The organism is Thermocladium modestius (assembly GCF_055398215.1).
Window position 1 is genome coordinate 798,421 of record NZ_AP043731.1, and the last position, 24,583, is coordinate 823,003.

The 24,583-nt window shown below is 48.1% G+C and carries 25 protein-coding genes; 9 read left to right on the plus strand and 16 right to left on the minus strand.

What is annotated here, in order from left to right; genetic code table 11:
- Positions 1–102: 102 nt before the first annotated feature.
- From ACZ5ZS_RS04020 to ACZ5ZS_RS04030, 3 genes are all read left to right on the plus strand, one after another.
- The gene (locus tag ACZ5ZS_RS04020; RefSeq protein WP_075059262.1) at positions 103–297 is read left to right on the plus strand and encodes a hypothetical protein; all 195 of its coding nucleotides are present in this window, start codon (positions 103–105) and stop codon (positions 295–297) included.
- A 243-nt stretch (positions 298–540) separates the two neighbouring features.
- Positions 541–1,236: a peroxiredoxin gene (locus tag ACZ5ZS_RS04025; protein WP_188597069.1), complete on the plus strand. Its 696-nt coding sequence runs from the start codon at positions 541–543 to the stop codon at positions 1,234–1,236.
- Positions 1,237–1,287: 51 nt separating this feature from the next.
- The gene (locus ACZ5ZS_RS04030) at positions 1,288–1,974 is read left to right on the plus strand and encodes a GNAT family N-acetyltransferase (RefSeq protein WP_188597070.1); all 687 of its coding nucleotides are present in this window, start codon (positions 1,288–1,290) and stop codon (positions 1,972–1,974) included.
- 51 nt (positions 1,975–2,025) lie between these two features.
- Here ACZ5ZS_RS04030 and ACZ5ZS_RS04035 read toward each other — a convergent pair whose 3' ends face one another.
- Positions 2,026–2,595: a hypothetical protein gene (locus tag ACZ5ZS_RS04035; RefSeq protein WP_188597071.1), complete on the minus strand. Its 570-nt coding sequence runs from the start codon at positions 2,593–2,595 to the stop codon at positions 2,026–2,028.
- 603 nt (positions 2,596–3,198) lie between these two features.
- On the opposite strand from ACZ5ZS_RS04035, the gene ACZ5ZS_RS04040 reads away from it, so the two are divergent.
- A complete protein-coding gene (locus ACZ5ZS_RS04040) occupies positions 3,199–4,194 on the plus strand; it encodes a hypothetical protein (RefSeq protein WP_188597072.1) in 996 nt (331 codons plus the stop codon).
- 54 nt (positions 4,195–4,248) lie between these two features.
- Positions 4,249–5,004 carry a DedA family protein gene (locus ACZ5ZS_RS04045; RefSeq protein WP_188597073.1) on the plus strand — a complete coding sequence of 252 codons (756 nt, stop codon included), beginning with the start codon at positions 4,249–4,251 and terminating at the stop codon, positions 5,002–5,004.
- 52 nt (positions 5,005–5,056) lie between these two features.
- On the opposite strand, the gene ACZ5ZS_RS04050 is transcribed toward ACZ5ZS_RS04045, so the two are convergent.
- From ACZ5ZS_RS04050 to ACZ5ZS_RS04085, 8 genes are all read right to left on the minus strand, one after another.
- A complete protein-coding gene (locus ACZ5ZS_RS04050) occupies positions 5,057–6,004 on the minus strand; it encodes an ABC transporter ATP-binding protein (protein ID WP_188597074.1) in 948 nt (315 codons plus the stop codon).
- Positions 5,997–6,971 (minus strand): ABC transporter ATP-binding protein, encoded by a 975-nt coding sequence (locus tag ACZ5ZS_RS04055; RefSeq protein WP_229657759.1) that lies wholly within the window; start codon positions 6,969–6,971, stop codon positions 5,997–5,999. Before ACZ5ZS_RS04055 ends, ACZ5ZS_RS04050 begins: the two co-directional genes overlap by 8 nt.
- A 9-nt stretch (positions 6,972–6,980) precedes the next feature.
- On the minus strand, positions 6,981–7,898 hold the full coding sequence (locus ACZ5ZS_RS04060) for an ABC transporter permease (RefSeq protein ID WP_188597075.1): 918 nt from the start codon (positions 7,896–7,898) through the stop codon (positions 6,981–6,983).
- Positions 7,895–8,947 carry an ABC transporter permease gene (locus tag ACZ5ZS_RS04065; RefSeq protein ID WP_188597076.1) on the minus strand — a complete coding sequence of 351 codons (1,053 nt, stop codon included), beginning with the start codon at positions 8,945–8,947 and terminating at the stop codon, positions 7,895–7,897. The genes ACZ5ZS_RS04060 and ACZ5ZS_RS04065 overlap by 4 nt, the downstream gene beginning before the upstream one ends.
- 105 nt (positions 8,948–9,052) lie before the next feature.
- Positions 9,053–11,215 (minus strand): ABC transporter substrate-binding protein, encoded by a 2,163-nt coding sequence (locus tag ACZ5ZS_RS04070; RefSeq protein ID WP_188597077.1) that lies wholly within the window; start codon positions 11,213–11,215, stop codon positions 9,053–9,055.
- 195 nt (positions 11,216–11,410) lie between these two features.
- Positions 11,411–12,241 carry a menaquinone biosynthesis family protein gene (locus ACZ5ZS_RS04075; protein ID WP_188597078.1) on the minus strand — a complete coding sequence of 277 codons (831 nt, stop codon included), beginning with the start codon at positions 12,239–12,241 and terminating at the stop codon, positions 11,411–11,413.
- Positions 12,242–12,408: 167 nt separating this feature from the next.
- The gene (locus tag ACZ5ZS_RS04080; RefSeq protein ID WP_188597079.1) at positions 12,409–13,131 is read right to left on the minus strand and encodes an MqnA/MqnD/SBP family protein; all 723 of its coding nucleotides are present in this window, start codon (positions 13,129–13,131) and stop codon (positions 12,409–12,411) included.
- Complete coding sequence (locus tag ACZ5ZS_RS04085; RefSeq protein WP_188597080.1) at positions 13,121–14,260, minus strand: radical SAM protein; 1,140 nt, start codon at positions 14,258–14,260, stop codon at positions 13,121–13,123. Before ACZ5ZS_RS04085 ends, ACZ5ZS_RS04080 begins: the two co-directional genes overlap by 11 nt.
- A gap of 175 nt (positions 14,261–14,435) precedes the next feature.
- Here ACZ5ZS_RS04085 and ACZ5ZS_RS04090 point away from each other — a divergent pair, with 175 nt between their 5' ends.
- Positions 14,436–15,029 (plus strand): hypothetical protein, encoded by a 594-nt coding sequence (locus ACZ5ZS_RS04090; RefSeq protein WP_188597081.1) that lies wholly within the window; start codon positions 14,436–14,438, stop codon positions 15,027–15,029.
- A gap of 42 nt (positions 15,030–15,071) precedes the next feature.
- On the opposite strand, the gene ACZ5ZS_RS04095 is transcribed toward ACZ5ZS_RS04090, so the two are convergent.
- Together ACZ5ZS_RS04095 and ACZ5ZS_RS04100 are read right to left on the minus strand one after the other, a co-directional pair.
- Positions 15,072–15,494, minus strand: a complete 423-nt coding sequence (locus tag ACZ5ZS_RS04095) for a GIY-YIG nuclease family protein (protein ID WP_188597082.1) — start codon at positions 15,492–15,494, stop codon at positions 15,072–15,074.
- On the minus strand, positions 15,478–15,939 hold the full coding sequence (locus ACZ5ZS_RS04100) for a YbhB/YbcL family Raf kinase inhibitor-like protein (protein ID WP_188597083.1): 462 nt from the start codon (positions 15,937–15,939) through the stop codon (positions 15,478–15,480). The genes ACZ5ZS_RS04095 and ACZ5ZS_RS04100 overlap by 17 nt, the downstream gene beginning before the upstream one ends.
- Positions 15,940–16,059: 120 nt before the next feature.
- On the opposite strand from ACZ5ZS_RS04100, the gene lysS reads away from it, so the two are divergent.
- Complete coding sequence (gene lysS / locus ACZ5ZS_RS04105) at positions 16,060–17,553, plus strand: lysine--tRNA ligase (RefSeq protein ID WP_188597084.1); 1,494 nt, start codon at positions 16,060–16,062, stop codon at positions 17,551–17,553.
- Between the two features lie 148 nt (positions 17,554–17,701).
- Here the strand turns inward: lysS and ACZ5ZS_RS04110 are convergent, their stop codons facing one another.
- Positions 17,702–18,301, minus strand: a complete 600-nt coding sequence (locus ACZ5ZS_RS04110; RefSeq protein ID WP_188597085.1) for an alpha/beta hydrolase family protein — start codon at positions 18,299–18,301, stop codon at positions 17,702–17,704.
- A 105-nt stretch (positions 18,302–18,406) separates the two neighbouring features.
- Here ACZ5ZS_RS04110 and cas4 point away from each other — a divergent pair, with 105 nt between their 5' ends.
- Positions 18,407–19,084, plus strand: coding sequence for a CRISPR-associated protein Cas4 (cas4, locus tag ACZ5ZS_RS04115; protein WP_188597086.1), 678 nt, complete (start codon positions 18,407–18,409; stop codon positions 19,082–19,084).
- Positions 19,085–19,439: 355 nt separating this feature from the next.
- Positions 19,440–19,892: a hypothetical protein gene (locus tag ACZ5ZS_RS04120; protein WP_075059276.1), complete on the plus strand. Its 453-nt coding sequence runs from the start codon at positions 19,440–19,442 to the stop codon at positions 19,890–19,892.
- A gap of 368 nt (positions 19,893–20,260) precedes the next feature.
- On the opposite strand, the gene ACZ5ZS_RS04125 is transcribed toward ACZ5ZS_RS04120, so the two are convergent.
- From ACZ5ZS_RS04125 to ACZ5ZS_RS04140, 4 genes are all read right to left on the minus strand, one after another.
- Positions 20,261–20,695 (minus strand): 50S ribosomal protein L14, encoded by a 435-nt coding sequence (locus ACZ5ZS_RS04125; RefSeq protein WP_188597087.1) that lies wholly within the window; start codon positions 20,693–20,695, stop codon positions 20,261–20,263.
- Positions 20,696–20,732: 37 nt separating this feature from the next.
- The gene (locus ACZ5ZS_RS04130) at positions 20,733–22,133 is read right to left on the minus strand and encodes a hypothetical protein (protein ID WP_188597088.1); all 1,401 of its coding nucleotides are present in this window, start codon (positions 22,131–22,133) and stop codon (positions 20,733–20,735) included.
- Between the two features lie 88 nt (positions 22,134–22,221).
- Entirely contained in the window at positions 22,222–23,178 is a 957-nt protein-coding gene (locus ACZ5ZS_RS04135; protein WP_188597089.1) for a helix-turn-helix transcriptional regulator, read from the minus strand.
- Between the two features lie 182 nt (positions 23,179–23,360).
- Positions 23,361–24,470, minus strand: a complete 1,110-nt coding sequence (locus ACZ5ZS_RS04140) for a hypothetical protein (protein ID WP_188597090.1) — start codon at positions 24,468–24,470, stop codon at positions 23,361–23,363.
- Positions 24,471–24,583 lie beyond the last annotated feature (113 nt).

Sequence of the window (24,583 nt, forward strand, 5' to 3'; positions counted from 1 at the left end):
TTTTAGTATCTTATCTTTTTATTGTGTATTTTAATACAAAATTTTTACGAATAATATTATAAACTGAAGTAAAGTTTTAAAACATGTTCTATAAATTATTTTATGGAAATTGAGGACGCTATCCTTAATCTCATGAAGCTTCTTTCAAGGATTTCAATTGATCAGCCTTATCTCGGTACTTCAATTTCAGTAGATTCCTTCCCTCAAAGCAAGAGAGGAGATGACGAGAAAGAAGCTCTAGAAAGACTGGTGAACTACCACGCCCTTACGGACGTAATTGGTAATACTACGCTATAAACTTTTGAAATACTAGGGAAATCCCTATGAACAATGACGTTGAAGATTCCTAGAACCAGTGAGCACAATGAGTCCGCTTCTCAATCCACCTCACCCGCTTGAGGTAGTCACTGAACCTCCCAGACCTGACTGCATTGACCTTAAGTTTACCGTAAGCTTCTGAAACAATGCCCAAGCCATTAGTTGGTATAAATTTTGGGTTTAGACGAAAAGGATTTAAGTGTATATACTGAAAGGAAGTATATGAGTTCTGAATACAAGCTTCCCCTGATAGGGGAGAAGTTCCCTGAAATGGAGGTGGAAACCACGCACGGTAAGATTAAATTGCCGGATCAATTTAAGGGTAAATGGTTCATGCTGTTCAGCCATCCGGGGGACTTCACTCCCGTCTGCACGACGGAGTTCGTGAGCTTCTCCAAGCGATACGATGATTTTAGAAAGTTGAACACGGAATTAATAGGGCTTTCGGTGGATAGCGTGATATCCCATGTGGAGTGGGTTAGGTGGATAGAGGATAATCTTAAGGTGAAAGTACCGTTCCCAATAATAGCGGATCCCATGGGCAACGTGGCGAGGAGGCTCGGCATGATACATGCAGAATCATCCACTAGCACCGTACGGGCGGTGTTCATAGTAGATGATAAAGGGATTGTTAGGCTGATACTGTACTACCCGCTGGAGATAGGGAGGAGCGTCAATGAATTGTTGAGGGTGATAAAGGCCCTTCAGGTAGTCGATAAATACGGCGTCGCGCTTCCAGCGAACTGGCCGGAGAACGAGGTGATAGGCGATAACGCGATAAACCCACCGCCTCACACGGTGGACGGCGCCGCGACTAGACTGAAGGAGTACAAGGGATACGCGTGGTGGCTCACCTATAGGGAAGTGCCCAGGACGGACGTGGAGGAAGCCAAGAGCATACTTAAAATAAAGGTGTGAGCGATCGGAAAACGCGTAAAACTAATTTACTCCTCGCTTCATTAACTATAAATGAATTTCAGGAAGGCCATTCCCACCGATTCGGCCGAGATAAAATCATTCACTGCGGATACATTTCCTTGGGGCGATTACCTACCTAACGAGATAGATGAATGGATAAGGGAGGGGAACGCATATGTTATGGAGGATAATGGACGAATACTGGCCGTGGCTTCCTTATTGATTTTATTTCAGGGAACTGCCTGGTTCCGCGGCCTTAGAGTTAGGAGGGAAGAGAGGCGGAGGGGGATTGGGCGCGCAATCACCAGCAACATGATAGAGACCGCCAAGAAAATGGGTGCCAGGCGAGCCATGCTGATGGTAGCCGAGTGGAACGATGCGAGCAGGTCGCTGGTTACATCAATGGGTTTTCGCCCAGTGATGAATTTGTGGGGAGGTGATGTAACAGCTAACGCCGCGAGGGTTGGCGACGACGAGATAAAGGACTACGTGAGGGATGCATTGACGGCGACAGGCGGCTACTTATGCTTACCGGATGATCCTTGGACGTGCACTAAGGCCTCCATTGAGGACGCGTTATCTCTGGCTCCCCCAGTGTATAGGGGTCCAGGCATAGGAATTGGGCGTTTCTCGGTGGGGTCGCCGACGGCTGGAGTCGATGCGTCCGTAGTGGCGACCAAGGATGGAGACTTCAAGAATAGGTATGGCATGTACACCATGTTCGAACTCGATATCTAGGAGCGCGAGCCAGTCCCCAGCCGGCAATTAGTTCGCCTTTAGGAATAAAGCCTAGATTACCTCCTCCCTCTCATCGTCGTCATCGTCGTCATCTGTGAAGCCAGTTATGGGGAGCGGAGTGGAATTACTCCTCATTGACTTATTGAGGCGATTGGGTTCCAGCATGCCGGATCTGAGGAAGTTAATCACTGAATAAATTACTATTGCTAGTCCACCATTGTAAAACGCTAATCCCATTCCCACTGACTTATCCATCACCAGGCTCGGAGCGCTTACCTGGACTGAAATGCCTGCATATGAATTAAACAGGGACATATCTATTGTTCCCATCATGATTATCAGAAATGCGATTGTGAGGAGCCATGCCAATTTCAATGGTTTGGATCCATCGTGTGCCTCCAGATTTATCAGCATTGCTCTGAGGATCGATATAAACGTGAATGCCTCTATCATTACTAAGAACAATGCTGTCGGCACGAACAGGACTATGCCTAGATTAGATGAGCCTGTCAGGAATACCTGCATCAACACGGCGTCCACGCTCATCATTGTGGCGATGGTAACGGAAGATAGGATCACCAATATTATCCTCCCCCCGTCAAATCTGCTATTTAAGCCCATCGTTCAGTATAGAAGTACACATATTTAAAAATTTTTCTATACCATAAAGTATTTTTATAAAATTAGAATAAAATCCTTTGATTTAATGGAAAGTATTTATAAATATAACGTTTATAATAACTGATACCTATATAAATACCATTATTCGAAACAGAACGAGACGATCAGCTTAAGGTTCACATCATTACACATTTGCATGGCTTGATCATAAATAGAATTCCCAATTCTAATCACGTCGCCGAACCCCCGAATAGCTTTCTTGGTAATGTATATCAATAAGTAGACCTAATTCTCGGTCTTCACAATGACCTCCTCAGCGCATTTATCAGGGAACTTTCTAAGTATATTAAAGAAAACAACATTATGGCGTGCATCAGTTAATTCTGGTTAATAGAGGGGTTTACCTCTAGTCTTTTTCTATTGAGGGATTACTGACGCACTCAGGATAAGAAGCAGCAATGGAACAGCCGCGATGTGTGAGTCCGAGCCCCCGCGCACAGGGTTGGGGGAGCGGCATGGCCTGGAATGTATATATAATTTATTTATCTTCCCATACGGAATGACCATAGCTAAGTTTAATAAACCGTTTTCAATCATGGCTGAGTGGACACGGAGAGAGCGCTCCTCATAATGCTCGCAATTGCGCTGGCCATCATGATAGCCATGTACGCCGACCTATACGTGGAGACCTACTACTCCTATAACCAATTGACTCAGAAGTATGCCGCGCTGGAGTCGTCCTACGCCAACCTTTACTTGAGCTACAATCAATTAAGCAGTTCATTCACTAAGCTGAGCAGTTACTACGCTGGGCTGAACTCCACTTATATGGGCTTGACCGAGAAGGTGGTTGAGACCAGCAATCAATTAAATTACTGCAGGAGTAATCTGACAATTGCTGTGAGCAACAACACCCAGCTGGCCCAGGAGTTGAGTTACTATAAGGAGTCGCTGAACATATTGACCAGCAAAAACGAGTCGCTCAGCATGGAGCTGAATAAATTGATACAGATCGATTCATCCCTTAAGGCCAATAACTCGCTGCTCCAAAGCCAGGTAAATCAACTGAACTCCACAATATACTCCATTAACTCCAGCTACAACTCCCTCCTAGCCAGGTACGCGGTTACCAAGTATTACTATGAAGTATACGGTAATGCCAGCAACGGCGTTTCATGCAACATAACGCTAATACCACAAGCCAATAACACGACGCTCATAGCGAGCGGCTCGGCTAGCCAACCGGTGAGGAGCGAAATGCTAGGCTGGGATCAATCCTCCGCTCCCCAAGTATACGTGCTGCTCCTAATCCCAGATGAGTCGGCCCCTCTAGCCGCGTTCTCAACAGTGCTAAGCATCGGCTCATCATCATGGAGCCTATCGACGGTGCTGCCATCCACCAGCAATGGGGGTTATATAACGATGGAGAGCTCAGTGAATGCTTACATAAAGACGCTGACCATACACACGACTCTGCAGGAAGGCAATAAATACATAGCCGCCATAGCTATAGTGCCGGGGACAAACGCCCTCTCGCTGCTCAATGCAGCCAACATAGTGTCCCAGACCTGTATATTAGAGGTAATGAAGCCAGGCTGAAAATAGCAAGCGCCTCATAGGTAGGTTTTTAAACGATGAATTCGCGAGCAATCAATGAATCGCAAGGCCATGCTCGGCCTAAGCTTCCTGGCCGTCGCATCCGCTCTAGCAGTGATGGATGCTGTCGAGATGCCGTTCGTGGATCCATTGATTGATAAAATCGCCTCCATCATCGCTCAATACTCGATTTACCCGTTTTACTTCGTGAAGTTGATCCTATTCGATGGCCCAATATATGTATTGACGCATACAGGCTATGCTGGCGTGTTCTCCCTAATGGTGATGGAATCAGCCTCGCTTCCCGTCCCCAGCGAGCTGGTTCTTCCCTACGCTGGGTACTTGGCGTTCCTGGGCTACTTGGGGTTGACCCAGACAATACTTGTATCAACGCTTGCCTCCCTTGTTGGATCCCTGATCGACTACTGGCTTGGACTGATCGCCGGCAGGCCCATAGTGTTGAGGCTTGGGCGGTATATTGGAATACGCGAGGATCATCTCTCCAAGGCTGAGAAGTGGTTCGACTCAAGGGGTAGATTCGCAGTACTGCTTGCTAGATTTGTGCCTGGCCTTAGGTCCATAATATCTATACCGGCCGGCATAGCCGAAATGAACGTCTGGGAGTTCCTCATCTACACAACTATAGGCTCTGGCGCGTGGAATGCAGGATTGGTAGTGATGGGCTACTACCTAGGCCAGAATTGGGGGTTGATCTATTCATTCATCAAAACGGATTATACATCAATAGCCTTGATAATCACCGCCATCGGCGCGATTTATATGGTTTTAAAGATAAGAAGCAAGGATAAGTGAGTTATCCCATCTTGGCTTTTCAGTTGTTCTAGCGAGATTTAGGTTTGGGGGATCATTGATTATGCAACCAGCAAGCCACCTTTCGCTTACCGTATTGAACCAGGGGCGGTTCCTTTTGCTTGCATATATCCATTGCAAAGGGACACCTAGGGTGAAATCTGCAACCAGATGGTGGATTAATCAAGCTCGGCACCTCCCCTGTTGGTGGCTGTAGTTCCTTCTTATTCATGGTAGGTATGGATGCCATCAATGACTGAGTATATGGATGGGCTGGATTCCTGAATATCTCCTCCTTATCCCCGTATTCAACCACCTTTCCTGCGTACATTATCGCCACCCTATCAGATATATAATACGCCACAGCAATGTTGTGAGTTATGAATAAGTATGTCAAGCCAAGCTTTCTCTTTATATCGATCAATAGGTTCAATACCTGGGCCTGAAGAGAAGCGTCTAGCGCGGAAGTAGGCTCATCCAGGACTATGAATTTTGCGTTCTTCTTAGCTATTGCCCGAGCCACGGCAACCCTCTGAACCTGACCCCCGGATAATTCCCTGGGTCGCTTGCCCCCGTGTTCTTTGTAATTAAGCCCTACTAACTCCATTACTTCAATGACCCTCTTCTCATCCATGTGACCCAAGGGTTCGGATATTATCTCCTTAACGGTTAACCTTGGATTCAATGAACTATACGGGTTTTGAAATATCATGGCTACATTATCTCTAACCCATGAAATTGACGATCGATTAACCTCTCTGCCCATGAATATGTATTTCCCGCTGTCAGGCTCCTCTAGGGTAACCAATAGTTTACCAAGGGTCGTCTTCCCGCTGCCGCTTTCTCCGATGAGCCCCATGGTTTCTCCACTGTTTATGTCCAGCGTGACATCATCCACTGCCCTCACGTAGACCGGCTTTCGCCCGGCCAGCCTATCCAGTATTCCTATCTTATACGCCATGTAATATTTACGGATGTTCTCAACGCTTATGACCTCACTCATACAGCCAACACCTTACCCTTCTCTTATCCATTTTAATTAATTCCGGCTCCCGTTGTTTGCATACATCCATCACGAATGGACATCTGGGGTTGAACTTACAGCCGCTGGGGAGCTGCATGAATGATGGGGGTTGGCCTGGAATGGACTCCAGCTTCACGTCTGGACTGACGAACTTGGACATATCCGGGACGCCGGCAATTAATTTCTGAGTGTATGGGTGAGATGGTTCCCTGATCACGGATTCTACATCCCCATCCTCCATTATCCTCCCAGCATATAATACCACCAATCTGCTCGAGATAACGTATGCCAAACTTATGTCGTGTGTTATGAATAAAATGGATATGTCCAGCTTCTTATTGAGCTCCTTGAATAGATTGACCACCTGTGCTTGTATCGTTACATCAAGGGCGGACGTCGGTTCGTCTGCTATCAAGACCTTGGGCTTTAGTATTAATGACATCGCCAACACCACCCTCTGTATTTGGCCGCCCGAGAGTTGGTGCGGATATTTTCGCATTATCACGTCGGGATCAGGAAATCTCAGGTCCTTCAGCGCATTTATGGACATCTCATATCCCTTATCCTCGTTCCACTTCTCACCGCTCCGCTCCATTTTTATTCGAGCAGCCTCCAAAAGTTGATAACCAACTGTCTTAACTGGGTTTAGGCTGGTGAACGGGTTTTGAAGCACCATGAAGACGGACGTTCCCCTATACTTGGTTACCTCGCCCTCGCTGAGCGATAATAAGTCCTTTCCATCTATTTGAATAGATCCATTAACTACAGCGCTGGGCGGCAGTAACCTAGTAATGGCTTGGCCCAACGTGGACTTGCCGCTGCCGCTCTCGCCCACTATTCCAACTATTTCTCCCCTATCTATATCCAAGTCCACATTATCGAGTACATTCAATTTTCCATAAATTGTCCTATAACTAACGCTTAGGTTTCTTATGCTGAGCAACACATTGATCACCTAGTACGCCGCCCTACCACCTATTATGTCTTGCAGCCGGTCCCCCAGCAACACGAAGCCAAGCGCTATGACCAGCACCGCCAGGCTTGGATATATTGCCCACCACCAATACCTGGGGAATCCGTAGGAGACGCCGTCCGATGCCATGGTGCCAAGTATTGGAGTGCCCGGCTGTATGCCTACCCCAATGAAGTTAAGCACGGAAGCAGTTAATATCACGTTGCCGAAATCAAGCATTGCATACGCTATTATCGGATCGACCGCGTTCATGAAGAGGTATTTAGTGAATAACTTTAGGGGAGACACTCTGTACAATTGCGCAGCCGCTATGTAATCCATCGATTTAACCTTCAAGGTCTCCGCCCTGAATAACCTAGCGTATATTGGCCACCAAATTATTATGAAGGCGTAAATCATCCCTATGAAGCTGGCATGCAGCAGGACCGCCACCACTATTGCCAGCACTATTGCCGGCACGGATAGAAATGCGTCTGTGATCCTCATCAATATCTCATCCCACCAACCCCCGAAGTAACCAGCCGCTATGCCAAGCACTGCACCTATGAGTATTGCTGAGAGCACTACCACGAATGCAGGATAAGCCGCGCTGTACGGTATGGAATACAGTATCCTTGACCATATATCCTGGCCATCTGCGTTGGTTCCCATGATGTACTTAAACGAGGGCGGCAGAAGCGAGGTGGACTGGGAAATCACCATTGGATTGTGGGGAAGCAAGACAAAGGCTAGGCGTGGATCATGGGTCTCAACCGCGGCTATCTCAAGGGAACCTTGAATTAATGCCCACACTACGAACAGCGTTACTATTATCAGTCCCAATAATCCCGCTGGGTCCTTGGCGATAAGCCTCACCCACTCAACCAAAGCATTTCTGCGCTTAGTTGCTTGCTCCATCATGATATCCTCACCCGTGGATCCAAGATTCCATACAATATATCCGCTATGAAGTTAGCTATTATAACCGATACTCCAACGAAAAACGTTATGTCGTATATCATTAGCGGATCCACGCTCGTTATAGCCACGGTAGTTATGTAACCCATACCATGATAGGCAAATACGTCCTCCGCGACGAATGCCCCGGACCACGACAACGCGAATGCCAATACCATCAATGTGACGAGCGGTATCATGGCATTGCGAAGCCCTATTCCATACACTACCTTGCGCTTCGGCAGCCCCTTAGCGTAGCCCAATTTTGCATAATCGCTGTCCAACACGTCAAGCATGGTATTCCTAGCCATCCTAGTATATATTCCAAAACTATAAAGCGCTACGGCCAGCATGGGCAGTATCATATGCTGAAGGTAGCTGGTGAAGTATGGCCAGTCGCCCTCTATCAGTGAATCTATTAATGGAACGCCGGTAATAGGTTTGGGAGCTGGCAGTAGTTCATTAACATAGCCAGAAGGCGGTAGTCCTATCATGCCGTGAGTCAATCCAGGCAGCCAAAAAGCGAATATAAGCAATAGTAGGAGCGCTATGAAGTAGGGAGGAGATGACCATGTGAATATGTAGAAAGCCCTCGTCAAGTAATCGTGCACTTTATTCCTATTGCTTGCGGCCACGGCGCCAAGTGCCATGCCTATCAACACTGTCAAGATAACAGCAGGTATAGTGAATGATAATGTTATCGGAAGATAATGTAGGATTATTTGAGACTCAGGTTCCTTGTATATGGGGTCATACCCCAAATTTCCCCTGAATATATCAATTAAGTAATTTACAAATTGAATGTAAAGTGGCGCATTTAAGTGATACTCATGAACTATTGCCTCCAACTGCGCCATGGTTGGCCTAGGGCCTGCATACAAGCGGGCCAGGGATAGCGGCGTTCTGTATATTGCATGCACCAATATAAACATCAATAGGATCAATAATATTAAAGTCACGAATGCATTTATGATACGCCTTATCACGAACACCAGAAATCCGGTCTCGGCCATCCACCTAAGCAAATAGCATTAATTTATAAGTTTTACTTATTTCCATTTATATTATAGATTTATAAAAAAAGAAAGGATTTTTAAATAAACTTGTGAAGAACGCGTCTAATTCAGTACCTTAGTCACTTGAGTCCCATTCGAGTATTGTATCACGTTTATGGTAACGGGCTGGTAATACATTGTGTTGTAGAAGTAGTCATCCCACGTCCAAGTTATTCCCTTCAAGTAGGGCTGAGTAAAGAGGTAGTACTCCGGCCAAGGCATCCAGTAGTACGGGGCCTCATTATAGGTTATATTGTATATCTCTGCAACCATGTGCTGCTGCTCCGTGGCGTTGGCTACGAAGGGGGCAGTGGCGGTTAGATTATTCACCACCGAGTTATTGAACCAGGCCATGTTGCCCGATATGCCACCGTTCGCCACGTTGAGTATGGAATACATCAATTGATATATCGGGTCCGGCCAATCGGGAACCCATCCTAGGGACACCATTCTAGCGGTGGTGGAGGGCGCGGTCCATTGATCGGTCTCCGCAGTAGTGGCGTAGCTGATGGTAGTGGGTATGCCTATTTGATTAAGGTCTTGGGTTATTATGGTTAGCTGGGCCTCTGCTAATGGGGTTATTGGCGGTATCACGGTTATCGGTATTGTGGGTAGCTTCTGCCCATTCGGGTTTCCTATCACAGTGCCATTGGGCAGCACGGTATAGAAGTCGCCCTGCCATCCAGATTTATTAAGGTATTCTATTGCCAAGTTGGGCGAGTAGGTATAGTTGGGTAGGTTCTCTGGGTCATAGAATCCGAGAGGCGCGTATTGCGGATCCGATGGTCCTAGGTACTCCTCGGCCAGCAGCTTATGCAGCAGTGGGGAGTAGTAGGTATACAAAACAGCCGTGCTGTTTATGGCATGCACCACAGCCAATCTGAAATCGGTTATATTGGTGGGCCATCTGGCATTATTCATGGATATGTAGAGAACGCCTGCCGGCATGTATCCAAAGAAGGAAATTATGTCTTGTGGAGGCAAGTACTTAGCATACTCATATCCATCATATATTTGACCGAAGAACTGCGGCGATACGGTCGAGATCTGAGCAGCATTTGTATCGAAGAGGCTGACCCTGTCCGTGTGAGATAGAGCTATCTCCTCCTCTATTATCGGAATGTGAGCTGGTTGAAGAAGCACGGGCAGGCTGCCGGCTGGGTAATTGTTGCCCCAATAGTTGGGATTCGCCTTCAATATTATCTCAGTGAACTCGCCTGGGGTCCCAACCACCTTATAGATCTCGTAGGGACCAGTGCCTGGCGCTCCGTACTGATTTATGTAGCTGTTGGACGTCATGGGTTGAACACCTCCGTGTGCGTCAACGTAGCCCGGAGGCACCATGGCGCCCCACCAAGCAGCTAAGTCTAAGAGGAAGAATCTATACGGATGAAGCGTATTCAATTCCACAGTATATGGACCAAGTACCACAACTGCTTGATTCGGATAGCTCATTAGCTTTTGTATGGTGGAGTTATGGACGTTGAAATTACTTAATACGTTTGCCAAGGCATTGGCGCAAAGGGATGCATTGGTTAGGTATGCATCATTGCCGGTAACGCTGGCCAACGCATGGCAGGCACCCCACGGTATGGTAAAGCCCGTGGCCAAGAACTTGGATGCACTGAACAATAACCTTAGGTAATTACTTATTCCGACTCCCTGCCCCATAACTATTGTGCGGTATAGGCTGAACCAGACCACCGAGGAGTTGAATGCCTCACCGTCGGAGAAGTAGACGCCCTTCCTCAGGGTAAATGTATAGTTCTGATATGTAGGGCTAATCGTCCAGTTAGTGGCCAGCGCCGGTTCGACCTGGAAGTAATTGCTGGGGTTCCACGTGACTAATCCTTGATACACTGAGTTGAATGTGCTTGTATCTATTGTATAGAATCCCGTGGCTGGGTCAAGCGCATCGGGCGAGTAGGTTAGCGATATATCGATTAATTCGCTTGAGTTGGGTGGAGCCAGCACTATTGTCTTGTTTGATACTATGGATACGGCTGGCGCCGTGGTGGTTGTGGTAGTTGGAGTCGTAGTCGTAGTAGGAGTAGTGGTAGTTGGAGTTGTCGTGGTTGTGGTAGTTGGAGTCGTAGTCGTAGTAGTGGTGACCTTGGGGTGATAAGTGGCTGCTACTACGCCCACTATCACCACCACTACCACCACCACAACTATTGTCGCTAGAAGCGTTTTTGATATTCCTTTATTTGTGTGCGATCTGCGCATACGTGCTTGTGATAGATACCTTTTTAAAAATTTTTCCACAAAAACGTATTATACCTTTATTTGTACAATCTATAATTAATATAGTAGCCAATCTTATATCAATATAGTATCCTATATAATATAGAATACATTTCAATTATGATCTTGATCAAGGATGGTTCTCAATCATATGGTAGATCAATGAGATATTAAGGATTAAATTATTTCCATTCTAGGCAATAAGGCAGAATCAATTAATCCATTATCGCTGGCCATCTTGAGCAGCAATTGATGAGCCTTGATTCCCTCCTCGCCCATATCGAGAGTTCTTTGGTTGACGTACATCTTAACGAACTCGCCTATTTTCTTGCCGCTTCTGGAGAACTTGGATGCATACTTTAGCGCCTCCTCCTCATGGCTCCACGCATACCGTATGCTTTCTTGAAGCGCATTCCTAATCCTTAACGCGGCGTCCCTGCCCAGTCTCTTGTTCACCACGTCGACCCCCAGCGGCATCGGCAATCCATTTGACTCGCTTCTCCACCAATCCCATAAATCCAAGATATTGACGAGCCCCATGTCGCTATACGTGAGCTGCGCATCATGTATGAGCAGGCCAGCATCAACTTCTCCCCTCAGTACCATATCAGGTATTAGGTCGAACCTGGCGAAGACCTCCGTGTACCCTCCCCCAGTGGCCAGTCTCAACAATAGTCGTGCAGTGGTGTACTCGCCCGGAACCGCTACTTTTAGCCCCCTCAATCCCATTCTCCGCTTGGCCACAACCATGGGTCCATACCCCTCCCCCATGCTCACCCCGGTCCTAAGCAGGTAGAACTTATCCACGACGTACGCGAATCCATGTGCGCTCATTGCTGTCACATCCACATTCCATCCCCCTATTATCTTCTTATTGAGGGTCTCTATGTCCTCCACCACCTGCTCTATCCCCTCGAAGCCGGGCACCGACACGGCGCCGCTCGCTATTCCGTAGAACATATAGGCATCGTCCGGATCAGGGGTGTGAGCTATGATAAGCTTGCCCATGCTTGAAGCTGACTGGAGGCATTAAAAATAATTACGCCATAACGCTGGCTCCTGGCCCCGGTTCTGATTTTTGGCTGAAACTTGGCGTACCGCAACTTCAATTAAAAGGCGGCTCCCAAGTCCTAGATGGAATTGGTGGATCGCACCTAAAGAAATGATTAGACCGCTCACTTTGGGCTTTCATTGAGTAGCTCGGCCAGAGTCCTCAATGCAGTGCTTAGCTTAGCTTCATCGTATCCCAATTTTATCGATTCATGGTATCTTTTAGCCTCGTCTAGGCTTATTCCTGTTATCCTGGACGTCTCTGCTGCATCCTCATCAATGGGAATTGGCCTAATATGGCTTAGATCAATCGATGCATCCCTGGCGCCGGTGGCCGCGTAGACGGGATTTATTCCCAATACGTCTCTCACCAACTCGCCCACATCCGCCACCACGTGGAACGATGTGCGCGCCTTAAGTGCCTCATCCCCGAGCACCAATGCGCATCTATAAACAGAAAGGAGGAGACCAGCATTGGCGCTGAATCCAGTAATTATCCTCGATTTAATTCCGGCCCTATCCATGACTATGCCCAGGTATGCCACGGCAGATCGACTCTCGGGGGAGGCGGCTATGGATCCGCACTCCCTGAGCGGCACTGGGTTCCTTGATACCACTAGGACACTCATTGTCTCGGCCTCGCTATATACCATGGGGCCCGGCGCCGGTTGTAACTTTCCGTCGATTAACATGAATATGGGAACTAGACCCGCCGTTATAATTCCATTGCTTATCAATGCATGCGCATCGGGCGGCAGCGCTGTTAAGACTTCAATTCCGGAATCCGTGAGGGATCGCTTGAGGGGAGCCGCGTACCTGTAGGGAGGGACTGCGTACTTAATGGGCAACCTGATCGCCGGCCCTGTAGTACTTTTCATAAGTCGTGTCCCGCTCGTAGGGTTCCCAACCAGCCGTCTTCAGCATGTAAGCCAACTCATCGGCCCTCTTCCCAGCGCTTTCCCTGCCGCTAGCCGCAGATATTACAGCCTCATTATAGAACGTGCCGCCCAAATCATTTGCTCCATGAGATAGCGCGGCCTGCGCCAATTTATCCCCCATGGATACCCAGTAAGCCACTATATTATCAACCAACCCAAGCAATGCTAGCCGGGACGCAGCTATTATCCTCAAGTCATACTGCCCATCTAGCCTTGCTTTGCCGGCCGACAGCTTGCCCAGGGGAGTGCTTCCTGGATTGAATCTGACGGGTATGAATGACACCAAGCCCGGCGCCCTTCGTTGGAGCTCTGTTAGCCTAGTTATATGACGCGCTATGTGTATTGGCTCCTCTATGTGCCCGTACATCATTATCGAGTTGGTCTTTATCCCGAGCCTATGCGCCTCCTCCTGAACAGATAGGTATTCCTCTGGGCTTGCCTTTAATGGCGCTATCCTCCTCTGTATCTCCTCGTCCAGTATCTCGGTTCCTCCCCCTGGCATAGCATCCAGCCCCAGTTCCTTGAATCGTTGAAGTACCTCCCGCACGCTGTTGCCTGTTGTTTTTGCTATGAACCATATCTCCTCCGCAGTGAATGCCTTAAGGGATGCTCTTGGCGCGGCCTCCTTTATGCTTTTTATCAATTCCTCATAATAATCAAGCCCTATGCTTGGATTGTTCCCTCCAACCATATGAATCTCCGCGATGCCGAGATCCCTCCAAGCCTTTCCAACCAGCGCAGCCATTTTCTTGGGCTCGATTAGGTACCCCTTTTCACTTCCTGGCCTGGCATAAAACGCGCAGAACGTGCAATTGGTCACGCATACGTTGGTGTATGTAACATATATGTTCCTAATGAAGCTGCCCCTATTGCCCTTAACTGACCTAGCGTAGTAATCCGCGGCGGCGGCGAGGGGGTGGAAGGGAGCATTAAGGAGTCCCTCCACGTCTGTCACGTCCAATCTATCGCCATGTATTGCCTTCTCCAAGGGCCTTGAATCCTTGGTTAATTCCTCCAACCAACGGGGAGGATCAAACATGAAACAGCCCTCCCGCTTCTCTCTTAAATACTTTAACTTCTACGAGTGATATACTCAATGGATCGCGTAGGCCGTTAGCGATGGTTACGCTATGGCACTCTTCATACAGCAATGTAAATTAACGTGAGCCCATAATTCGTATTAGTTTTTTATTTTACGCTATGGCTGTTGATTTATGGCATTCATTCTAGTCAAGCTGCGGAGCGATAAAACCAATCTGGTCGGGCTCGTGAATGCATTGCCGGTATCCGTGGTCTTGCTCCAGATAATAAGAAGGGGGCGGGCGGCCCTGGTTGAAGTGGAGGGAGACGTCTCGGCGGCAGTCAATGCTGTAATTGGAATGCCTGAGGTGATATATGCAAGGCCGATTCAGGATAACATGGACATAATAGCGCTTGGCAGGGGAAGCTTGGTAAACGCGTTATCCAGGAGGTTCGGCGATATGTACTCAAGCCATGCATTGTTTAGGGTTGGATTCGACTATGCATCATCCATGCTGGACAGCCTATCCATGGCTCAAGGTGGTTATAACGCAGTCGAGTTAATAATGGACGTGGCGTGGGCTATGGGTTACTTCGATGATTATAGCGCATCGCAAGGCTTCTCTAGGATTTACCTGTCCAATCCATTCGATGCGGCAATTGGTTCGCAATTCATGTTGGGCTTCATAAATGGCACCTTAAATACAGCGATTGGCAGGGCATTCGGCGTGGAGCTGAGCGAGGTGGCGGGGAGCAGGTATACATTCGTGTCCCGCGAGCTCATGTAATAAATTTCCTCAATGAAATATTTCTGATTGTCGAAATGACTCTCATTCCTGCCTGCCCTGTAATTCCCGATAAACACGCGGCTCAAGCCCTAATGTCCTCATCGCGTTCACGGCATTATCCATTCCGCCCCTGAATAAATGGGAGGGGCAGTCATCATCTGACGACCCGAATCGCGGCACGTACTCGTGCGAAGAGGCCAGCAGGCAGGCCAGCTTGTGTTCCATTTCTGGATCATTAGTCAATGCCGACGCCACCCCAAGTAGCCTTCCAGCCATCAATAGCCAATCCACGTGCCAGTGCGGCTTCGTTATGGGTCTCATATACCTGCCTAACCTAACCGATAATCCATTCATGGCTCGACCAACATACAGGTAAACTCCTCGACTTAATTCGCGTCCTAATATGTGAAGAGGCAGTTGAAGCTCTATTTCCAATACATACACGCCTTTATCTCTTCCTGCCATACCGACCCATCAACTCAGCGGATGCCATTACGTGGCCCTCCATGGATCGCCTAACATCTCCGACCCGCGCACCCCCTCTTAATTGAAGCATGGAATCTAGGGCGTACAACCTTATGAAGTATCTATGAGGTTGGTGAGTCCTTGGCGGGCAAGGACCGCCGTAACCGATCTCGCCGAAATCGTTGACTCCCTGCAATCCCTGGGGCACCTCCTTTTCCTTGCTGATGCCCTCCGGCAGCGAGGCTAGCGTGGGGGGAATATTATAGAGAACCCAGTGCGTGAATACCTGCATTGGCGCATCGGGGTCATCCATTATCAATGCGAATGATTTAACCCCACCAGGTACACCGTTCCACGATAATGGCATTGATATATCGTCTCCATCGCACGTGAACTTAACCGGTATCATTTCCCCGTTCTTGAAAGCCGGACTCCAGAGATCCATGTGAGGCAATTGCATCGATTCGTTATAAATCATTCGGTTAATTGGAACCCACAATTATTTGTCTAGATTACATTGGCCTTAAACCTGATAAGCTTTAAAGCGGATGCAGATAACGCGATAGTGCCGACACCACCATGGAACCAGGAGAGGCTGCAGGCATTGCAGTCGCTTCGGGAGGCTGGGATAGATCCATATCCTCATAAGTACGAGATAACGCATACAATCCATGAGATAAGGGAGATCGCTAAGTCACGCCCATTCACGGCTCCCTCCAAGGAGATGACGTTCATAGAGACCAACATAAGCACTGCGGGCAGGATAGCCAATATCAGGCCACATGGAAAGGCATCGTTTGTGGATATATTCGATGAGGGGGAAAAGCTTCAATTGTATCTCAGAGTCAATGAGTTGGGAAATAGGTACGATGAATTCCTCCGCTTCATAGATAGAGGCGATATAGTAGGAGTGAGGGGAAATCTGTTTTACACCATGAAGGGCGAGCTCACTTTATTGGTGGAGGACTATAGGTTGCTATCCAAGGCCCTCCTAGACCCACCCGATTGGACTAATTACACCACGGAGTGGCGGTACTCCCATAGATACTTAGATTTCCTGTACAATCCATCAGCCAGGAGGAGCATATCCATCAGGTTCAAGGCTACACAAACAATCCGGGAGTTCCTTTTCGAGAGGGGATTCATGGAGGTGGAGACGCCGGTGGTTCAACCCGTTTATGGCGGTGCCTTGGCTAAGCCGTTCAGAACTCACGTCAATGCCTTAGATGAGGACTGGTACCTCAGGATAAGCCTTGAACTTTACCTGAAGAGGTTCATAATAGGGGGCTTTGATAAGGTGTTCGAGATAGGCAAGGTGTTCAGGAATGAGGATATAGACGTCACGCATAACCCTGAGTATACCTTGATGGAGCTTTACTGGGCCTATGCGGATTATAATGACTTGATGAAGTTAACGGAGGAGATGATAAGCAGTGTTGCTGTGAAGACGCTGGGAACTAGCACGGTGAAGTACGGATCGATCGAGATATCGTTGGAGCCCCCATTCAAGAGAATAACCATGAGCGAATCCCTCAGCAATGCATTGGGTCTGGACGTGGATTCCTTGAGCGATGCTGAATTGAAGGCATTGATGGATAAGCATGGATTGGTGCCTAGAGGCGGCGAGTACGTGAGGGGGTTAATGATCGAGAAGTTATTCGATAAGCTCGTCACCCCCAGCCTAATCCAACCCACGTTTATAACGGATTACCCGCTGGAGACGACGCCGCTCTGCAAGCCTCACAGGTCGAAGCCCGGCCTGATAGAGCGGTTCGAGCTCTACATAGCTGGAATGGAGCTGGCTAATGCATACACGGAGCTAAACGATCCAATACTCCAGCACAAGCTCTTTGAGGACGAGCAGAGAAGGTTCCAGAGGGGGGATGAGGAGGCCCACCCATACGATTTCGATTTCGTGGTTGCCATGAGCTACGGCATGCCGCCCACGGGAGGCCTTGGGCTGGGAGTGGATAGGTTGGCAATGATACTCACCGACAATGAATCGATAAAGGAAGTAATTCCATTTCCAATGATAAAGAAAACGGGAGGCCAGCAGTGACCAACCCCCCCTCCCAATGCTCAGCGGCTTGGGTTTCCCAAGGTCTTCGCGACCACGTAAAACACGTACCTGCTATACTCTATGCCCTCCCCCTGCACTGCGAGAGATCGGCCTTCGCCATTTTTGAATCAAGCGAATTAGATAGGTTTTATTTGCATTGATCGTTGAGGAATTGCTTTATTGCGCTGCTTATCTCCCTTAAATGCTGGGATCGCGGTGTGTGTCCCATGCCGTTCACCACCACCTTGGCGAACCTATGGGCCTTAGCCTCAATCGTTGTCAATTGATTCCGAGGAACTATCTCGTCGGCAGTGCCCCAAATATAAAGTATGGGCGGCGTATCATCATTTATGTAGTTTATTGGAGATGTTTGTATGAAGTAGTCATCCTTGGGGTACTTCCTCCGAAGCTCCTCGTAGATCGCCCTGCGGGGAGTCCCCTCTGCTCCCTCCTCCAAGTACTTTAGCTGGAGCAGCCTATCGACGGGAGCCGACACAACTATCGCGCACCGCACCTTGTTAGGCATCTTAGCGGCCAGCAGCAACGCGACTGTTCCCCCCATTGAGTGACCGGATACTACTAATTTATCCTGGCTATCCTTTATTACCTGCGCGCCTATCTCAAGCCCATCATCCACCTCAGATATGGTGGGCGCAATCACCTCCAGTCCGGCCTCCTTGAATGGCCTGGTCAACCAATTTATTTTATCCGGGCTGCTGCCGCGCCCGTGGAACACTAAGGCTTTCATTAGTTGATCGATGTCTGGGGAATTATTAAACTAACCGCTGGACGCAGCGCCATCAAATGGTATGCTAAGTGCAATCTTTATATTGGATCCAGTGATTCCCAAGACGTGTACCCGCTTTTGAGGGATGTGGTGAGGGTTAACGATGATGCCGTCAAGAAGGTGGTCGAGGAATACGTCAAGTCGGCCATATTGACATTCTGGGGAGACATAGTTGTGATCCCACGAGGAGGAGTCAATGCATCGCCAAGCATGGTATCATCATTCGACTTCTGTCCCCTCAAGGCGTGGGTGGAGCATAGGTACGGCGTGATGATAACCAAGACAGCCTGGCTCCACCGCATAGCCTTTGGTGAGCTGGCTCATGCTCAATATCAAGATTACTTGAGATCAACCCTTGGCAAGACCGTGATTTCCGAGATGAAGATAGAGGATGACGATGTGGTTGGGAAGCCGGATGTCGTTGTGTACAACGATGATGACACGATAGATGTGCTTGAGCTCAAAACCGGGAAACCACACCCAGCCCACCGCATTCAGGTACTGACCTACGTCGGTCTACTCAATGAGGAGGTGAACGATGCTGAATTGATCTACATGAACATGCGGGAGCAGGTCAACGTGACCCAGAGCGACGTGATCGATGCAATAAGGCGGGTCAAGCAGGTCAAGATCATGCTATCAGCTCAATCCCCGCCGCAGAGGAACTGCGGGGATTGCCCATTGAGAGGGGTATGCAAGAAAATACACGAAACCCCCATAATTAGAAGCATGATGCCGCGGTGATCGCTCTACCATGCTGAATTGAATAACATGAAAACGCGAAAACTGCGATCCTGGACAAATATGCCTTCCTCTCCTTAATGGAGCGAGGCTTGCTGTCTTTTTGCTATTCCTGGAGCCCAAATGCTGGCTCTGTCCTCCAACAAATAAAATGCCTGGAGAGAGCAAGCTAGACCTAGGTGCCTAGACAAGGGAGCCTAACGTGATTTTGATTCTCCATTTTTGGCCTGGATTTTAAGGGGAGGCAAGCATTTAAGAATGGATTAAATCCATTCTTTCCCTTATTTCTTGAATCATTGTTTATTATTTTTTGCCAATATTCAAAAAGATTTAATACTGTTTAATGCATTTCACCCTTATGAATGTGAGAGACTTGGGAGCGTCTATCGCATTCACTATGGTGATATTATTGATTGCCATCCTATTGTTAAGGGCTGTCGGCAGTAGCCCGGCTGAAATAATGGTTATAGCGCTGGTGGAGGTATTGTTTGGACTAGTGATTGGTTATTTCATGCTCGGCAGGTTCGCTGGCCTCAGGTCTAGGCTAGGCGAGCTAACGCTTAGGTATAGGCTGCTCCTCAGGAATGGGTTCTTCATAGGATCCGGCGACAAGGCAGTAAGCGGTGATCTGGCCATGATAGATTACTACATGAAACGATATTACAGCTGGGTGAAATATAAGGTAGAGGTTCATGGCTATGATGCAGTGCTGTATGCGAGCCTCGATTTGGATTCCGGCATTAGGCTAATAAATTCGCTCAACAGTGAATTATCCGTTCTTAACATAAATGAATATAGAACTTTCTCCTAACCATCACGGCCCGAGATTCTTTAATTACTAGATAATGAAATTGATCGCGTCAGATGTAATACCACTCCTCATCTCTCAGTGGTCTGGTGATCATCACTGGCGATTTCATATGTTACTGTAATTTAAGGATTTCCATTCGCCTAGGCTGATCGCCCCACGGGCTGGGAAGATTATTCCCATAAGCGGCCCATCGATTAAAGCCTAAAAATTCACGTGGCGTAGGCACGATGCTCGTACCATAGATCACTCCATTAGGTGAGGAACCCGGCAGAGAAGTAATGTTGATCCATCTCTAAGATTGATCAGCGTTCAAATCCCTCAGTCACAGCTCAGTTAGTGATCTATCATCACTGATCTTTTAATTTAATTTAAATCACAAGTGCCGCAAGAGATGCTATCTGGGGCCAGCGCTGGGCTGCCTCCATGGCTATGGGGCCATGAATCTCAGTGCCCTTCGGTTGACCCTCCTCGCTCACTATGACCACCGCATTATCGTCGAACGCGACCCAAGTTCCATCATGTCTCCTAAACGGTCTCCTTTGTCTCACAACTATGGCCCTTAGCTTTTGCTTTCTGACCTCTGGCCTCCCCTCAACAACGCTCACCACTATCATATCGCCGACGCCGGCGTTATGTATCTTCCTGTGAACCCCATGTGATCTATTGCCTATTACGCTTATGACCCTGGCCACCTTAGCTCCGCTGTTGTCCACCACTGATACTAAACTATTGGCAAAAACGCCGGGAGTCACGTGGTATCTATGAGACACTCCCACTGTCTTAGGGCCTCCTCTCTTCGCCATGGCATGACGTAGACAGCCGCTTTTTAAAATTTATCCTTCAGCCCGGCATCGATGACGTTGAGTTACCGCTGGATCCCAAATGGTTTGCTCTCATTCTCTCAATCAATGCTAGATCCAGCTTTGTCAGCATTAAATAATTGAAAGCCATCGGGCAATAAACGTGGACTCTCCATGAGTAATAGGCGATTTCCACTAATGTGGAATTATCCTCGATGCTCTGCTTAAGCTCGTTTAGGTAGTTCCCGCATAGGTTGAGGTATTGGTAAGCCAGGGAGGCATTTCCTATTGTTATATTGAACATGCGGCTCAGCTCCTCACGCATGGGTTCTGGAATTGGTACTCCGACTATGTTGGATGATACCCCTTGGCTTTCCCTCAGCGATTCTATGAATGCCTCATAATTTGATAGATTCATCATGGCTGATGCTACATTGAACTGCGAAGAAACATTGAGCCAAAGAGACCTCAATCCTCCATGTCCTATCTTAGTTAATAACCGCAGCTCATTTTCCACCTGCTGTAGCTGGGTCTCGTTGAGCCCATTGCCCTCAATGTCTCGAGATGAATTTATGTAATTGTAAATGCTGTTCAATTCGCTGGAGTATTGGCTGGCATTTATGCCGGCTTGTCTAGCGAGCCCTATCAGCGAGGCAAGTAACTTGGCTTTCCCGTTCATAGATGCCAAGCCAACTATATTTCCGCTTGAAAGATACTCTGAGAAAGTGACGTTTAGATAATTAATTAATCCCTTCATGCTGGCCATCACTGCGGCTTCAGCTGCCTTTCCATATTGGGATTTAATTATGTAGGTCACGGATCTCAGCGAACCGGTTGAGTTATCTGCAATGAACTTCCCGAGAAGCTTGGCAGTGATGCCGTAAATCGATGAATTATAGCTCGCAATGGCTTCCGAATATGCCATTAAGTATATCTCCCTGGCCTTGGCAATGAATGATTCATTGCATGAGGCTGATCTCAACGCGTTAGATGCAGACAGGACCAGCGAGGCATTGCCCAGCCTCGTTCCAATCTCCTTGGCGTAGTTGAGGTAAGCATATGCGATTCCAATATTGAGGGGGCAAAATAGTTCTGGTTCAGAGTTGGGTGGGTTCTTTATAATGGAATAGAAGATAGATCGCTCCATATTTATGGCCTCCACGCTGTAATTGAGCGCGGCTTGACAATTGGATTCGTTTAAGTAAGTCTCTGCCTTGTAGTTAAGGCTCAGCGCCATGGATAGAGTCGAGTTAGGATAAATGAATGGTCCCAGGCTTTGTAGTTCGCCGTAAAATGCCTTTCCTATCATTATGTTGACCGCCGCCGCATTACAGATGCCTTGGGAGTTAGCCGACGTCGAGTTGGCCTGCGAAGCCATTAAGGCCGCTCCCATGAATAATGCTGCCAGCGCCATCATCGCAGCGGCCCGCCCGACGCTCATGCGTGTAGCCGCGAGTTACCCCTTTATTAGGGATGCTAATATGGCAATTCATGAAACCTATTGAGAAACGCTGGTTTCATCTTAGTCCTTACCTTAGGATAACCTTATTCTGGCCTCCTACCTTTTCCACTCTAACCAATCCCCTTTCCTGCAGTCGCTGAACGTGTCTCCACAGCGTGGTTTTCGGTATATTAGTCAATTGCTGCAGCTGCGATTGATACAGCGAGCCTCCGTTTTCCCTCAACGCATTCAATATTGCCTGATCCACGTCGTCCAACGCCTCCAAGACAGGTCTATTCTGCTTCCTCCTCCAATATGCCACCAACGCTCCGATAGCGACTAGAATGGCCACGGTAACTATTATCGCTAAATCCCTGGTTTCCCCGCCGGCTCCGCTGCTTTGGGTCAATGTGGATGCCCGAGTTGTTGGAGTTGATGATTGGCTCTTAGACGATGCCTCAGTTGATGAGGTGACTGGCGGTACCACGGCAGATGATGTGGATGTTGTTGGCGATGTTGATTGAGGCGATGCTGTTCGAGTCACCGGCGTGGCGGTAGTAGCCGTGGTCGATGTGGTGAGCGATTTGTTTTGTTGCGTCGCGGGAACATATACGTACTGTATCCCGTATTGCCCCGGCGGCAGCATGACCTCCACCGAGTTATTGATCCTCTCGTAACTCAGCACAGTGCTGGGTAGGTTGAGTATCACTATGTTGCTTGGAAACGCTAGGCCGAATTTTATGGGGCTCGTCAAGTTAAAGTAGTAAGTCAGCGTTTCTTGGTTGATAGTATAATTAGCATAATAAAGCACCGATACATACCCGCCTCCAAACGCAAATATTGATAGGGAACCATTGGAGTATAGGCTGGCGGGTATTAATGAACCATCGCTATCGTTGACCACCTCCAAGGTTCCCTGTATGGGCTGGGACGGTAGGTTCACCGTCACCAGCGTGGAGTTCGGATTAAGGTAAATAGTGTAATTTATGAATGGCACCCCGCTTGCCTTTATCGTCACCAGCAATGCAATCATCATCTCCAGCATGGAACTACGGTCGATTCCTTAGTTTAAAACTTTCCCCATACATTAACAAATCACGCCCTTTAAGATAGATGCCTCTCCCCAAATAGGACAAGCTTTCCAGCGGCTGTCCCTGCCCGATTGAAATGCCTCAATCCGCCCGCTTTCCTGAAAATGGGTATTACATTATGAGGGCTCATTGCCCTTCAAGTTAGCCTGCAAATGCTCGTTGACGCGTTGAATAAAGGAGCCTCCACTATGGACGAGTCGTTGTAGAAGTCATACTCGGTCAGGTATCCGCCCAATATTAACGATCCATTTATTAAAGCAATGCCGGTGGGCGGCGACTTATAATCATAGATGGGTATAGTAATGTAATCGCCATAAGCCGGGTTAATGAATTGAAGGGTTACCTCCGTATCGTAGAAGGATTCGCCCAAGCACGATGCGCTGGCAATGGTTCCATTTCCATAGATGAAAAGCAAGGAATTGTACTGCAAGGGGCCATATGGAAGCAATCGCTCGATTCCATAAATGGAAAGCCCAAATCCGGTCATGTTGCCAACGGTAAAGTTGACTCCATAGCTGGCACTGAACTCCACGCTTCCATCCACGACGCTGGATAGGTGTAGATATATGTATTTGCCATAATATGGGAACGAGGCTCCATTAAAGTAAGTCGGCAACGGCGATATGCGTTTGCCTGTAGATAAATCATTGCCCAGCCAAGCATAGAGGACGACATGCATTGGCATCGGCACTCCATAGTAATTGCCCACCCGATGCCATAAACTATATGTATGGTTGTTTTCGCCCAGCAGGACGCCGCCTACCCTGGAAAGATTCCCCAGCAGCGATCCAAGGCTTTCATTTCCTGTTCTGAACCCAAACAGCACTGATAATGGGTATCTGCCTCCGCTTCCTATAACCACCGTCCAAGAATTAACGGCGTTCAGCTCATCTCTCCCTATGCATACATGCCACTCGATTCCCCCCGTGGAGTTGGACACTGCCCAGTCCGTTACATGAATTGATCCACCATATATGATCAAGGATAAATTCTCGTTTTCCAGTCCAAACCATGGAGGCACGGTTCTCGATATGAGCTCAATGGATCTATACAAAACAGGGTTCGACCCATTAAGTTCGCTCAATACAGAGTTGGGCAACGATGCATAGGTCAAGTTGAGCGATATGGAGTAATTGAGGCAAGGCGTTGAGACCGGCGGTATTATGACCGGTATCAATGCTGCATGAAGTGATATGCCCATTGACGCAACTAATATGGCCACAGCCACAATCAACGGCCTCCACATAATTCTACATTTTTCACCTTCCCTAAAAACCTTTGTCGGCAGTCACCTCCTCCTGCCTCTGAGCGTTGGGGATTCATATATTGGAAATAAATCAGTTGAAAGCTGGTTCGGTG

Coding starts and splice junctions, on each gene's coding strand:
- ACZ5ZS_RS04020 (WP_075059262.1), top strand. CDS start 103: ATGGAAATTGAGGACGCTATCCTTAATCTCATGAAGCTTCTTTCAAGG.
- ACZ5ZS_RS04025 (WP_188597069.1), top strand. CDS start 541: ATGAGTTCTGAATACAAGCTTCCCCTGATAGGGGAGAAGTTCCCTGAA.
- ACZ5ZS_RS04030 (WP_188597070.1), top strand. CDS start 1,288: ATGAATTTCAGGAAGGCCATTCCCACCGATTCGGCCGAGATAAAATCA.
- ACZ5ZS_RS04035 (WP_188597071.1), bottom strand. CDS start 2,595: ATGGGCTTAAATAGCAGATTTGACGGGGGGAGGATAATATTGGTGATC.
- ACZ5ZS_RS04045 (WP_188597073.1), top strand. CDS start 4,249: ATGAATCGCAAGGCCATGCTCGGCCTAAGCTTCCTGGCCGTCGCATCC.
- ACZ5ZS_RS04050 (WP_188597074.1), bottom strand. CDS start 6,004: ATGAGTGAGGTCATAAGCGTTGAGAACATCCGTAAATATTACATGGCG.
- ACZ5ZS_RS04060 (WP_188597075.1), bottom strand. CDS start 7,898: ATGATGGAGCAAGCAACTAAGCGCAGAAATGCTTTGGTTGAGTGGGTG.
- ACZ5ZS_RS04065 (WP_188597076.1), bottom strand. CDS start 8,947: ATGGCCGAGACCGGATTTCTGGTGTTCGTGATAAGGCGTATCATAAAT.
- ACZ5ZS_RS04070 (WP_188597077.1), bottom strand. CDS start 11,215: ATGCGCAGATCGCACACAAATAAAGGAATATCAAAAACGCTTCTAGCG.
- ACZ5ZS_RS04075 (WP_188597078.1), bottom strand. CDS start 12,241: ATGGGCAAGCTTATCATAGCTCACACCCCTGATCCGGACGATGCCTAT.
- ACZ5ZS_RS04085 (WP_188597080.1), bottom strand. CDS start 14,260: ATGTTTGATCCTCCCCGTTGGTTGGAGGAATTAACCAAGGATTCAAGG.
- ACZ5ZS_RS04090 (WP_188597081.1), top strand. CDS start 14,436: ATGGCATTCATTCTAGTCAAGCTGCGGAGCGATAAAACCAATCTGGTC.
- ACZ5ZS_RS04095 (WP_188597082.1), bottom strand. CDS start 15,494: ATGGCAGGAAGAGATAAAGGCGTGTATGTATTGGAAATAGAGCTTCAA.
- ACZ5ZS_RS04100 (WP_188597083.1), bottom strand. CDS start 15,939: ATGGATCTCTGGAGTCCGGCTTTCAAGAACGGGGAAATGATACCGGTT.
- ACZ5ZS_RS04110 (WP_188597085.1), bottom strand. CDS start 18,301: ATGAAAGCCTTAGTGTTCCACGGGCGCGGCAGCAGCCCGGATAAAATA.
- ACZ5ZS_RS04120 (WP_075059276.1), top strand. CDS start 19,440: ATGAATGTGAGAGACTTGGGAGCGTCTATCGCATTCACTATGGTGATA.
- ACZ5ZS_RS04125 (WP_188597087.1), bottom strand. CDS start 20,695: ATGGCGAAGAGAGGAGGCCCTAAGACAGTGGGAGTGTCTCATAGATAC.
- ACZ5ZS_RS04130 (WP_188597088.1), bottom strand. CDS start 22,133: ATGAGCGTCGGGCGGGCCGCTGCGATGATGGCGCTGGCAGCATTATTC.
- ACZ5ZS_RS04135 (WP_188597089.1), bottom strand. CDS start 23,178: ATGCTGGAGATGATGATTGCATTGCTGGTGACGATAAAGGCAAGCGGG.
- ACZ5ZS_RS04140 (WP_188597090.1), bottom strand. CDS start 24,470: ATGTGGAGGCCGTTGATTGTGGCTGTGGCCATATTAGTTGCGTCAATG.